Source organism: Pseudonocardia charpentierae (assembly GCF_031845345.1).
Taxonomy (GTDB): domain Bacteria; phylum Actinomycetota; class Actinomycetes; order Mycobacteriales; family Pseudonocardiaceae; genus Pseudonocardia; species Pseudonocardia charpentierae.
Genome location: NZ_JAVREJ010000013.1, coordinates 15,229 through 27,368 on the forward strand (window position 1 = coordinate 15,229; position 12,140 = coordinate 27,368).

Here is a 12,140-nt window from a genome sequence, read left to right on the forward strand (position 1 = left end):
CACCGCGTGCCGGAGCGCAAGACTCGCGTGGGGATGGGCGCGAGTCTTGCGTTCGTGTACGCGAGTTCTGCGTTCGTGTACGTACGGACTTCAGCGGCGGACGAGGGCCGCGTGCCGGGCGACGGCCTGCTGGTCGGTCAGCAGCGCGACCTGGTCGACGACCACGCGCAGGCGCGCGGCGTCGTCGGGGGCGTCGTGCCAGTCCTGGGCGAGCACCGGGTCGAGTGAGCCGGGCGCACCCGCCAGCAACGCCTCTCCCAGCTCGGCGAGCAGCTCGCGCTGACGGGCCTGCATGGCGAGGCGCTGCGGGTCGCTCATCACGTAGCGCAGAGCGACCGCCTTCAGCAGCGCGACCTCGGCCCGTGCCGCGGGCGGGACGGCGAGGTCGGCGGCGTAGCGACGGAGCGGGCCGTCGCCGTGGATCGCGCGGGTCGCATCCGTCGCGGCGACGGCGAACCGGCCGACGAGTTCGCTGGTCAGGCGCTTGAGCGCGATGTGCGCGGCGGCCGGGGCGGAGGGCGCGTCGAAGCCGCGGACGGCGTCGACCGCCGGCAGCGCCAGCAGCGCGTCCGCCGCCGCCTGCAGCGCGTGCGGTTCGGCGCCGAAGTGCCGTGCGGAGAGCATGACGAGAGCGGCGCGTTCGCCGGGGACGGCCAGCGACGCGAGGTCGATGCGTCCGGCGAGGATGCCGTCCTCGACGTCGTGCACCGAGTACGCGACGTCGTCGGCCCAGTCCATGATCTGCGCCTCCAGGCAGCAGCGACCGGGCGGTGCACCGTCGCGGACCCACGCGAGCAACGCGGCGTCGTCCGCGTACGCCCCGAACTTGCGCAGGTGCGACCGGCGCAGCCAGGGGTACTTGGACGCGGCGTCGAGCGTCGCCCGCGTGAGGTTGAGGCCCGTGCCGTCGACCTTCGGTTCGAGCCGCATGAGGATCCGGAGCGTCTGCGCGTTGCCCTCGAAACCCCCGCAGGCGGCGCCGAACTCGTCGAGCGCCCGCTCGCCGTTGTGCCCGAACGGCGGGTGGCCGATGTCGTGGGCGAGGCCGGCCGTGTCGACGACGTCGGGGTCGGCGCCCAGCTCCTCGGCGACCGCCCGACCGATCTGGGCGACCTCCAGGGAATGGGTCAGCCGGGTGCGCGGCACGCCGCTGATCTCGGCGCCCTCCCCCGGCCCGACGACCTGAGTCTTGCCCGCGAGCCGGCGCAGCGCGGCGGAGTGCAGCACGCGGGCGCGGTCGCGGGCGAAGGGGCTGCGCCGGCCGTTGCCGGCGGCCTTGGGTGGTTCGGGTTCACGGCGGGCGGTGTCGTGAATGGAGTAACCGTCCACGCGGTGACTCAGCCCAGGCCCGACGTCTCGGTCTCCACCGGAGCCTTGGTGATCGTGTAGTAGAGCAGGGCGGCGGTCTCGCGGACGATGTAGCGGGCCTGGGTCTCGCGGGTCTGGACCACGGGGCCGCTGCGGGTGGGCGAGGTCCAGGCCTGCAGGCCGCTGTCGCGGGCCATCGTGCGGGCCCGCAGCGAGTGCCACGGATCGCTGACGACCAGGGCGCTGTCCCAGCCGTCCTGCTGCGCGCGGGCGTCGACGGCGCGCAGGCTGCCGAGGGTGTCGCTGCCCTCGCCGACGGCGATCACCGCGCCCGCGGGGACGCCGCGCCCGATGAGGTAGCGCCGACCGGCCTCGGCCTCGGTGTAGGCGTCGCCTGCGCGGCTGCCGCCGACCGTGACGATCCGCGGCGCCAGGCCGTCTTCGTAGAGCGCCTCGGCGTGGCGCAGGCGGGCGGCGAAGACGGAGCTCGGCTCGCCGTCGTACTGGGCGGCCCCGAGCACGACGACGGCGTCGACCGGCCGGCGGTCGTCGGCGCGGGCGACGTACCAGACCCGGAAGGCGGTGCCGCAGATCAGGAACGCCGCGACGAGCACCGCACCGACGACGATCCGGACGGGCCAGGTGGTGCGACGCATCCGCCGCGACCCGTCGGGGCGCAGCGGGGTGGTGGCCTGCCCCGCACGCCAGGACCGGTCCTGGCTGTAGTCGGTGGCGCTCATCCGCTGATCCGGCCCTGGCCGACGGCGAGTGCGGTGCCGGACCGGGCCGCACGCAGGGCGATGACCTGCGCGACGATCGAGACCGCCGTCTCGGCCGGGGTGCGGGCGCCGAGGTCGAGACCGACGGGGCCGTGCAGCGCGGCGAGGTGGTCGGCCGCGAGACCCGCGGCGAGCAGTCGTTCGCGGCGGGCCGCCTGGGTGTGGCGCGAGCCCAGCGCACCGAAGAATCCGCGCCCGCGGCGCAGCCCGTCGATCAGTACGGCGTCGAAGGCGGGGTCGTGGTCGAGCAGGACGAGCACGTCGGCGTCGGAGAAGCCCGCGACGGCGGCCTTCGCGTCGTCCACGTCCGTCACGTGGCGCACCGTCCAGCCCAGCAGCGCGGCCTGGGCGGTGAGTGCGTCGCCGATCGCTCCCACGCCCACGACCAGCACCGACGGCAGGGGCACCCACAGGTCCAGCAGCAGGTCCGCGCCCTGCACGTGCATCGTCTCGGTGATCGTGGCTCCGCGGCGCAGCCGGTTCCGCGCGATGTCGGCGGCGACGTCGTCGCGCGACTCCGTGCCGAGCGAGCCGTGCGCGTCCGCGAGGTCCGGGCCGGTCAGGACGAGTACGGCGGCGCCTTCCGCGGTCGAGAGCAGGGCGGCCGGCTGCCCGTGCTCCAGTGCGGTGCCGAGCGCGACGGCGAGCTCCGCCGTGAGCGGGTGGGCCAGCAGGCTGGCGCCGCCGCTGCACGCGAGGCCGGCATCGAGCGCGTCGTCTTCGGCGACATGGAGCTCGCGGACGATCGGCGGCGCGCCCGTCGCCTCGGCGATCGCGAGGGGGACGACGTGACGGTCGAGCGCTCCGCGCAGCACCGCGCCGGCGATGTCGCCGTCCGGAGCCGCGATGAGCAGCTGGCCGGCCTCGACGGTCCCGAACCCGTGCCGGTCGAGCACCCGGACGACGCCGACCGTGCCGGCGCCACCGTCGGTCCACCGGCGCATCGCGGCACCGACTTCCCGGTGCTCCGACGCGGACGCCGGAGGCGTCACAACGGGGACGGACGTCACGCAGAGCAGGGTAGCCGCGTCCGGCGGCAGTCCATCGCAGGCACCGCCGCACGGGTCGTCGCCCGAGCCCGGATCAGGGTCAGGCCGCTGCCTCGGACGCGGCGGCAGGGTCGGCGGCGACCCGCTCCCGGGCGAGCAACCGGACCGCGGCCAGCAGTGCGACGGCGAACGCCGCGGTGCTCACCGCGAAGCCGGCCGCGATGGCGTCCGCCGCGGCCTGGACGTCCGACCCCTGGGTGCCCCGGTGCTCGATCCCGAGCACCACCGCCCCAACCACCGCGACGCCCAGCGTGCCGCCGAGCTGCCGCACCGTCTGCAGCACCCCCGAGGCCTGCGATCGGTCCGCCGCAGCGACCCGGCTGAGCGCATCCGTGTTCGTCGGCGAGATCGTCAGGCCCAGGCCGAACCCGGTGAGCACCATCCCCGGCACCTGCAGCGGGTACGACAGGTACGGCAGCGCCAGCGTCCAGGCGAGCATTCCCAGCGTCGAGATCACGAGCCCGGCCAGCACCGGCGGTCGCACCCCGGCCCGGTCGAACCACCGGCCGCCGAGCTGGGCCGCCACCGTGATCGGCAGGACCATCGCCAGCACGGCGAGACCGGTCGTCAGCGGGGAGAACCTCAGCAGGTCCTGCAGGTACAGCGAGCTGTGCAGCACGGCGGCGAGCAGGCCGAACTGGACCAGGCCGTTGACCGCGACGTCGCCGAGGAACGCCCGCCGGCGCAAGAGGCGGACGTCGACGAGCGGGTCGGGCACCCGGGCCTGCGTGACGACGAACGTCGCCGTGGCCACCACCCCCACTGCGAGCACGACGAGGGTGAGCGGCGAGTCCCAGCCCCACGAGGCGGCTTCCTGCACCGCCAGCACCGTCGCGCCGAGGCCGCCGACGAGGAGCGCCAGCGCTACGGGGCTGATCCGCCCCGGTCGGGTGGCCTGCGCCGGCTTCGCGATCGCGACCAGCACGAGTGCGGCGATGCCGACCGGCACGTTCAGCCAGAACACCGCCCGCCACGACACCGACTCGGTGAGCGCCCCGCCGATCAGCGGCCCGATCGCGAGGAAGATCTGGCTGATCCCCGCGTAGGCGGCCATCGCGCGGCCGCGCTCCTGCACCGGGAAGGCCGAGATGACGATCGCCCCGGAGGTCGGCACCATCAGCGCCGCCGCCGCGCCCTGCAGCGCGCGGGCGGCGATGATCCACGCCTCCCCCAGCCCGCCGGCCGGGGCGAGGCCGCACAGGGCGGAGGCGACGAAGAACCCTGCGACGCCGACCCGGAAGGTGCGGACGCCGCCGACCCGGTCGCCAAGCTTGCCGCCGAAGGCGACCAGGGCGGTCAGGGCGAGCACGTAGGCGTTGACCACCCACTGCTGGCCGGCGGGACGCAGGCCGAGGTCGTCGCTCATCGCCGGGAGCGCCACCGTGACCACGGTCTGGTCGAGCATGATCATCGACAGCGACCCGGTCATCGCCACGAGGACCAGCCAGCGGTTCGCGGGGGCGCCCATAGTCACGCCGCTCGGAAGGTGGGCGCGCCCGCCGCGTCGCGACCCTGCGGCAGGTCGTACAGCAGGCAGTGGTTGAGCAGGGTCAGCTTGAAGAACGTCCCGAACACCGGGAACTGCAGCCTCAGCAGCAGCGCGACGATCGAGCCGGGCTCCGTCGTCGCGGCGAGGTCGGCGGCCAGGTCGTCGATGGTGACGCCCTCGGACCGCCGGCGCAGCGCGGCGTCGACCTCGGCCGTGAACTGGGCCGCTCCCCCGACGATCCCGCGCAACACGGCACGCGCCTCGTCGCCGCGGACCGGCAGCAGCGGGCGGTGTCCCGCGGCCAGCACGTCCAGGTCGCCCGCGTCCATCATCGCCAGCGCCCGCCGCGCCGTGGCCACGGCGTTGCGCGGGTCGCTGTCGGCCCAGATCGGGATCGACGTGGTCTCGTCGGCCATCATGAGGAACCGGTGCTCCGGGATGTGGAAGACGACCCCGCCCGCCGAGTGGCCTTCGGACAGAAGCACGTTCACCTCGCCGCCGTTGAGGCTCCAGCCGTTCCAGTCGGTGGCACCGATCCGGACGGTACCGGCCGGAGCGAGATCCTCGTAGTCCTCGATCGTCTCCTCGCTCAGGTACACCGTGGGGTAGGTCTGCATCAGCATGTCCACCAGCAGCGACGGCACGAACTTCCCCAACGCCGGAGTGATCCCCAGCTCGGTGATCCGCTTCCCGAGGTCGGCGACGTCGCTGTCGGTGAGCCCGGGGCCGGCGCCGACCGCGCGCAGCATCGACGCGACGGCCGCCGGGTCGATCGACAGCCCGGTGAGGTAGTCGAAGTAGGGCACACCGCGGTGGTACATCCGGCTGAAGAAGGCCTGGAAGTCCAGTCCCGGTCGGGCGGCACGCGCGAGCAGGTGCCGCCGCCGCTCCGCGGGGATCTCGGCCGACACGTCGTTGTTGCCGAGGTGGTCGATGTGGCCGTGGCTGTTGAGCAGCAGCACCTCCTCGGCGCCGCCGAGCTGCTCCGCGACCCGCAGCAGCGCCGCGCGCTGCTCGGGGCCGACGCCGGTGTCCAGCAGGTAGAGCGTCCGCTCACCGCGGTACACCGCGATAGTCGGCAGGTCGGGGTCCTCCCACAGCGCGTGCGGGTGGTGACCCTCGATCACGACGAGGTTGGGGGCGATCTCGTGCAGGTCTCCTGTGGTCATGGAGAAGACACTGCCGGACCGCTCTCACACCGATCTCACACGATGGTGTGACGAGGGTGGAAGGACCGCTACGGTCGCGTTCGTGCGGTTCCTCGACCTCGGACCGCTGGCCGTCGAGATCGACGGAGCGCCGCGGACCCTCGGTGGCCGGCGCGTGGAGTCCGTCGCCGCGGCGCTGCTCGTCAACCTCGGAGCCCCCCTGCCCGCGGTGGCACTGGTCGACGCCGTCTGGGGTACGGATCCGCCTGCCGGTGCCGGCGGGGCGCTCGACTCGCTGATCTGGCGGCTGCGCCGGGTACTGGAGCCGGGTCGCGCAGGCCGGGACGCTGCGCTGGTGCGCCGCGACGAGCAGGGCTACCGGCTCGTCGTCGCACCGGACACGATCGACTCACAGGTCCTCACCGCGGGGGCGGCCGCCGCGGGCGCCACCACCGACGCCGACGACGCGCTCCGTATCGCCGACGACGCTCTGGGCCGCTGGCGCGGGACGCCCTACGACGGCCTTCCGGACCCCAGCCTGGACCCGGTCCGCACCCGGCTCGCCGAGGTGCGCGTGACGCTCCAGCAACACCGCCTCGACGCCCTGCTCGCCGTCGGCCACCCGGACCGGGCCGTCGCCGACCTGGTCCCCCTGCTCGTCGAGCACCCCTACCGCGAGTCGCTGTGGGAGCGCAGGCTGCGTGCGCTCTACGCCTCCGGACGCCAGCAGGCGGCGCTCGCGGCGTTCCACGAGCTCCGCCGGACCCTCGCCGACGAGCTGGGCGTCGAGCCGGGGCCGCGGCTGCGCCGGTTGCACGAGCGGATCCTCGCCCACGACCCGGCGCTGCAGCCGCGCGTCGAGGCGCACGTGACCGCGGCCGTCCGACCGGGCCGTGCCGTCGAGGTGCACCTACCCCGGCGGAGCAACCCGTTCGTCGGCCGCGACGACGAGCGCCGCGAACTGATCGACCGGCTCACGGTCGACCGGGTGGTCACGCTGACCGGCCCGGGCGGCTGCGGCAAGACGCGGCTGGCGATCGAGGCCGCAGGCGAGGCGCACGACCACTTCCCGGACGGTGTGTGGTTCGTCGACCTGTCCGCGGTCACCGACGCCGACCCGGACCCCGTCGACCGGATCGCAGCCCGCCTGGCCGCCACTCTCGGCCTCGATCCCGGACCGCGCCGGACGGCGCTCGACGCGCTGCGCGACTTCGCCGCCGAGCGGGCCGTGCTCCTGCTGCTGGACAACTGCGAGCAGGTCGTCGACGGCGTGGCGGCGGTGGTGGAGGCGGTCGTCGACGCCGCGCCGGCGGTGGCGGTGCTCGCCACGAGCCGCCAGCCGCTGGGCGTCGACGGCGAGGTGGTCCAGAAGTTGGCTCCGCTCGCGCTGCCCGTCGCCGACACCCCCGATGCGCGCGTCGCGAGCCCGGCGGTCGCGCTGTTCGTCGAGCGGATCAGGGCCCGGGGTGAGCCGGCCGAGCTCGACGGGCCGGACGGCCCGGCGATCGCCCGCATCTGTGCGGCCGTGGACGGCCTGCCGTTGGGTATCGAGCTCGCCGCCGCTCGGGTGGGGACCTTCACCCTCGCCGAGATCGCCGACGGTCTGGGTCGCGAACCGGGCACGTTGTCCCGGCTGGGCCGCGGGCCGTCCCGGCAGCGGAACCTGCGCGAGGAGGTCGACTGGAGCTACCGCCTCGCCACCCCCGACGAGCGGATCGCGCACCGTCGGCTCGCCGTGCTGCCCCGGCCGTTCACGTTGGACGCCGCCGAGGCCGTCTGCGCGATCCCTCCCCTGCGTCCGGGGTCGGCGCTCGACCTCGTCGGCGGTCTGGCGCACCGTTCGCTCCTCGCCTCCGCACGCGCGTCGCGGTCCGGAGGTCCGACCTGGTTCGGCCAGCTCGACACCATCCGGGCGCACGCGCGGGGCGTGCTGCGCGAGTCCGGCGAGGAGGAGGCGGTGATCGAGGCCCGCACCGGCTGGGTGGTCGACCGGGTGGCGACGGCGCCCCGCTACGGGCGGCCCGGGCAGCCGGCCTGGTTCGACTGGCTCGACGACAACCGGGCCACGATCGACGCGACGCTGGATGAGGCCTTCGACCCGGACGCACCGTGGCGGCCGTTCGAGGAACTGCCGTTCACCGTCGTCCGGCTGGCGCGGTACTGGATCGACCGGATGCACGTCGTCACCGGTCGCAGACTGGTCCGCCTTGCCGCGGACGTGCCGTGGAGCGACCCGCTGGCAGCGGCGGTAGCAGCCGTGGCGCTCGGCGCGATCCAGGCCGTCGACCAGGACATGGACGAGGCGCGGCCCCGGCTGCTCGCCGCGCTCCCGGTGCTGCTCACGGCTCCTGAGGAGCGGTGGGCCGACGTCGGTGACCTGCTCACCGGGATGGCGGCGGCCGTCTGGACCGGCGACGACTGGTCCCTGGCGGCCGAGATCGCGCGGACCGCGGCCGAGTTCGGCGAGCGGACCGGCGACGTCCACGTCGTCCTCACCGCCCGCGCACTGGTTTCGGCCGCCGACCTCATCGTCGGTGACGCGCAGGGGGCGATGACGCTGGCCAGGGCCGTCCTCGCGGAGGAGGCAGGGATCGGCGACGACTTCGCCGCGCTGTTCGCCGCCGTGACCCTGGGCATCGGCTCGGGCTTCGCCGGAGACCCCGAGGCCGGACTGGCCTGGACCGAGGAGATCCTGCGCCGCCAGACGGCGCTGGGCATCCACGACGTGGGCGACGTCCTGGAGCAGCGCGGCGGGCATCTCGACGCGGTCGGACGTCCGGACGACGCGGTGCGCACGCTCTCGGCGTCGGCAGCCCGCCAGCGGCGCGTCGGCCGCACCTGGCCGCGGACGGAGGGGACGGGCGAGCGGCTCGAGCAGCTGCGCAGCACGCTCGGGACCGCCCGGTTCACCCTCGCCTGGCGGGCCGGGCAGGACCTCTCGGCCGTCGAGCTGCCCGGCCCGGTGGATCAGCAGCCGGGCAGCCGCGCCGCGAGGTAGCTCTCGACCTGGTCCAGCGCCACCCGCTCCTGCGCCATGGTGTCGCGCTCGCGGATCGTCACGGCCTGATCGGTCAGCGTGTCGAAGTCGACCGTCACGCAGAACGGCGTGCCGATCTCGTCCTGGCGACGGTAACGACGCCCGATCGCCCCGGCGTCGTCGAAGTCGACGTTCCAGTTGCGCCGGAGCGCCGCGGCGAGGTCGCGGGCCTTGGGCGACAGGTCCGCGTTGCGGGAGAGCGGCAGCACCGCGGCCTTGACCGGCGCGAGGCGGCGGTCCAGCCGCAGGACGACGCGCTTGTCGACGCCGCCCTTGGCGTTGGGCGCCTCGTCCTCGGTGTAGGCCTCGACGAGGAACGCCATCATCGAGCGCCCCACGCCCGCGGCGGGCTCGATGACGTACGGGCGGTAGCGGGTGCCCGAGGCCTGGTCGTAGAAGGACAGATCCGCACCGGAGTGGTTCGAGTGCGTGGTGAGGTCGAAGTCCGTCCGGTTCGCGATGCCCTCGAGCTCGCCCCACTCCTGGCCGGTGAAGCCGAAGCGGTACTCGATGTCGACGGTGCGCTTCGAGTAGTGCGACAGCTTCTCCTTCGGGTGCTCGAAGTGCCGCAGGTTCTCGCGGGACATGCCGAGGTCGACGTACCAGCGCGTGCGCTCGTCGATCCAGTACTGGTGCAGTTCCTCGTCGGTGCCCGGCTCGACGAAGTACTCCATCTCCATCTGCTCGAACTCGCGCGTCCGGAAGATGAAGTTGCCGGGCGTGATCTCGTTGCGGAAGCTCTTGCCCATCTGGCCGATGCCGAACGGGGGCTTGCGCCGCGAAGTCGTCTGCACGTTCAGGAAGTTCACGAAGATGCCCTGCGCGGTCTCCGGGCGCAGGTAGTGCAGACCCTCCTCGGACTCCACCGGGCCGAGGTAGGTCTTGAGCATCATGTTGAAGTCGCGCGGCTCGGTGTACTGGCCGCGGTTGCCGCAGTTCGGGCACGGGACGTCGGACAGGTCGCTCTCGGATGCCGCTTTGCCGGTGCGCTCGACGTACTCCTCGGCGAGGGTGTCGGCGCGGAAGCGCTTGTGGCAGTTCGTGCACTCGACCAGCGGGTCGTTGAACACGCCGACGTGGCCGGACGCCACCCAGACCTGGCGGGGCAGGATCACCGAGCTGTCGAGGCCGACGACGTCTTCACGGCCGGTGACCATCGCCTTCCACCACTGCCGCTTGATGTTCTCCTTGAGCTCGACGCCCAGGGGCCCGTAGTCCCAGGCCGAGCGGGTGCCGCCGTAGATCTCGCCGGAGGCGAAGACGAATCCGCGCCGCTTGCACAGCGCGACAATGGTATCGATCTTGGCTGACGAAACACTGCTGGCCACGGGCGGGCTCCTGGATGGCGGGACGGGCGTGCCACTCCAGCGTAGCGATCGGGTCCGGCGCCCCCGTCAGGCCTCTACAACCTGCCTTGCACGTCCTTGGCGAGCTCGATCGCCGTGTTCTCGTCCGCGTCGCCCTGGATGACGTCGGCCACCTGCACGCTGCAGTACCGGTCGCCTGCGACGAACTCGACCTGACCACCGCCGAACGTCCGCATGCCGTCCGGCAGCGTGCGCTCGGTGCCCATCGCCGGGTCCGCGGTGGGCAGGGCGCCGCCGGCCGCAGTGCCGCTGGCGCCGATGTCGACGGTGACCGAGTGGTAGTCGGCCTTGTTCTCCCAGGTGCAGCCGCCGCCGTCGCCCCCCGTGACACCGGGGGTCGCGGTGCGCTCGAAGTCGCCGATGAGGGCGCGGACCTTCGCCTCGTCGATCAACGCACAGGCGTCGACGGCGTCGGCGGTCGACGGACCGCGAGCCTCCGCCTCCGCGGCCAGCACCCCGCTCTGAGTGCTCAGGTCGGGGTCGGCCGCGCCGCCCTCGGAGCCGCCGCACCCGGAGAGGGCGAGCACGGCGAGTGCACAAGCCAGCAGACGGAACGACGAGGTCGGTCGCATGAGCCCTCCTGGGGCGCCGGAGCGTCCACTGTGGGCGCGAGGGCATTGTGGATCATGCTGGCCCGTCACGTCACCCCTCTGTCTGTCATCCTGGTCGCGTGGCCGATCCGGTGTGGGAGGCGGTGTCCGCGCGACCCGCGGGGCCGCTGCGCGCCGTCGTCGCCGAGCACCACGGGTATCGGCAGCGCGACGTGCCGCCCGCCCGCCACCTCGGGCTGCCGTCGCCGTACCTCACCGTGATCGTCACGCTCGACGAGCCGCTGCACGTCGCACGGCAACCCGACCCGGCGCAGGCGCCCGACAGCTACCGAGCCATGATCGGCGGTCTGCACACCACGCCCGCCGTCATCGAGCACGACGGCGCGCAGTCCGGCGTCCAGCTGCAGCTCAGCCCGCTCGGCACCCGCGCACTGTTCGGGTTGCCGGCCGGTGAGCTGGCCGCCCTCGACCTCCCCGCCACGGATCTGCTCGGCCGGCTCGGCGACGACCTGCACGAGCAGATGCGCGGCACCCGGACCTGGGCCGAACGGTTCCGGCTGCTCGACGTGGGCCTCGGCCGACTCCTCGACCCGTCGCGGCGACCGCCTCCCGAGGTGTGCCGGGCCTGGCACCTGCTGCACGCCTCGCACGGGACCGCGCGGGTCGCCGACGTGGCCCGGGCGGTCGGGTGGAGCGAACGCCACCTGGCCGCGCGGTTCCGCACCGAGATCGGCCTGACGCCGAAGGCCGCCGCGCGGGTGATCCGCTTCGACCGGGCGCGGCGGATGATCCCGGGCTGCAGCGGCGCCGTCGTGGCCGCGACGTGCGGCTACGCCGACCAGTCGCACCTCGTCCGCGACTTCGTCGAGTTCACCGGGCTCGCCCCGAGCGCGTGGCTCGCCGCGGAGGTCGGAAATCTTCAAGCCCCGGACGCGTCGGCGGGTCGAGACTGGGCGTCATGACCGACAAGACACCCCCGCCCACCGTGTGGCCCACTCTCCGCGCGAACGACGCCCGCGCGCTGATCCGCTTCCTCGTCGACGTCGTCGGGTTCGAGGAGACCGCCGTGTACGGCGAGGGCGGTGAAGATGGTGGAGTCGTCCACCACGCCGAACTCTCGTGGCCCCTCGGCGGCGGGATCATGCTCGGCTCCGCGCGCGACGACGGCGGCGAGGCGGGGCCGACCCCGCCGGGTGCATGCAGCGCCTACATCGTCGTCGACGAGCCCGACGCGCTGTGTGACCGCGTCCGAGCCGGCGGCGCGGAGATCACCGTCGACCTGCACGACACCGACTACGGGTCGCGCGACTTCGGGATCCGCGACCCCGAGGGCAACCGCTGGTACTTCGGCACCTACCGCGGCGCACCCCGCGCGTCCTGATCCACATCGTCCTCGCAGAGGCGGCGCACTC

Annotated in this window: 10 protein-coding genes; 3 read left to right on the forward strand and 7 right to left on the reverse strand. The window is 73.9% G+C overall.

Features of this window, described 5'->3' with window-relative positions:
- Window positions 1-90: 90 nt before the first annotated feature.
- From RM445_RS18235 to RM445_RS18255, 5 genes are all read right to left on the reverse strand, one after another.
- Window positions 91-1,329: a deoxyguanosinetriphosphate triphosphohydrolase gene (locus RM445_RS18235; protein WP_397469352.1), complete on the reverse strand. Its 1,239-nt coding sequence runs from the start codon at window positions 1,327-1,329 to the stop codon at window positions 91-93.
- Window positions 1,330-1,337: 8 nt separating this feature from the next.
- Window positions 1,338-1,964, reverse strand: a complete 627-nt coding sequence (locus RM445_RS18240; RefSeq protein ID WP_311558045.1) for a YdcF family protein — start codon at window positions 1,962-1,964, stop codon at window positions 1,338-1,340.
- A gap of 80 nt (window positions 1,965-2,044) precedes the next feature.
- A complete protein-coding gene (locus RM445_RS18245) occupies window positions 2,045-3,097 on the reverse strand; it encodes an XdhC family protein (protein WP_311557805.1) in 1,053 nt (350 codons plus the stop codon).
- Window positions 3,098-3,176: 79 nt separating this feature from the next.
- The gene (locus RM445_RS18250) at window positions 3,177-4,604 is read right to left on the reverse strand and encodes an MFS transporter (RefSeq protein ID WP_311557807.1); all 1,428 of its coding nucleotides are present in this window, start codon (window positions 4,602-4,604) and stop codon (window positions 3,177-3,179) included.
- A 2-nt stretch (window positions 4,605-4,606) separates the two neighbouring features.
- Entirely contained in the window at window positions 4,607-5,794 is a 1,188-nt protein-coding gene (locus RM445_RS18255; protein WP_311557808.1) for an MBL fold metallo-hydrolase, read from the reverse strand.
- Window positions 5,795-5,876: 82 nt separating this feature from the next.
- Here RM445_RS18255 and RM445_RS18260 point away from each other — a divergent pair, with 82 nt between their 5' ends.
- Entirely contained in the window at window positions 5,877-8,771 is a 2,895-nt protein-coding gene (locus RM445_RS18260) for an AfsR/SARP family transcriptional regulator (RefSeq protein ID WP_311557809.1), read from the forward strand.
- Here the strand turns inward: RM445_RS18260 and RM445_RS18265 are convergent.
- Together RM445_RS18265 and RM445_RS18270 are read right to left on the reverse strand one after the other, a co-directional pair.
- Window positions 8,741-10,138: a glycine--tRNA ligase gene (locus RM445_RS18265; RefSeq protein ID WP_311557810.1), complete on the reverse strand. Its 1,398-nt coding sequence runs from the start codon at window positions 10,136-10,138 to the stop codon at window positions 8,741-8,743. The two genes, RM445_RS18260 and RM445_RS18265, sit on opposite strands and share 31 nt — an antisense overlap.
- Before the next feature lie 74 nt (window positions 10,139-10,212).
- Window positions 10,213-10,749 carry a DUF3558 family protein gene (locus tag RM445_RS18270; RefSeq protein ID WP_311557811.1) on the reverse strand — a complete coding sequence of 179 codons (537 nt, stop codon included), beginning with the start codon at window positions 10,747-10,749 and terminating at the stop codon, window positions 10,213-10,215.
- A 98-nt stretch (window positions 10,750-10,847) separates the two neighbouring features.
- On the opposite strand from RM445_RS18270, the gene RM445_RS18275 reads away from it, so the two are divergent.
- Window positions 10,848-11,690 carry an AraC family transcriptional regulator gene (locus RM445_RS18275; RefSeq protein WP_311557812.1) on the forward strand — a complete coding sequence of 281 codons (843 nt, stop codon included), beginning with the start codon at window positions 10,848-10,850 and terminating at the stop codon, window positions 11,688-11,690.
- A complete protein-coding gene (locus RM445_RS18280; protein WP_311557813.1) occupies window positions 11,687-12,109 on the forward strand; it encodes a VOC family protein in 423 nt (140 codons plus the stop codon). Before RM445_RS18275 ends, RM445_RS18280 begins: the two co-directional genes overlap by 4 nt.
- Window positions 12,110-12,140: the final 31 nt, after the last annotated feature.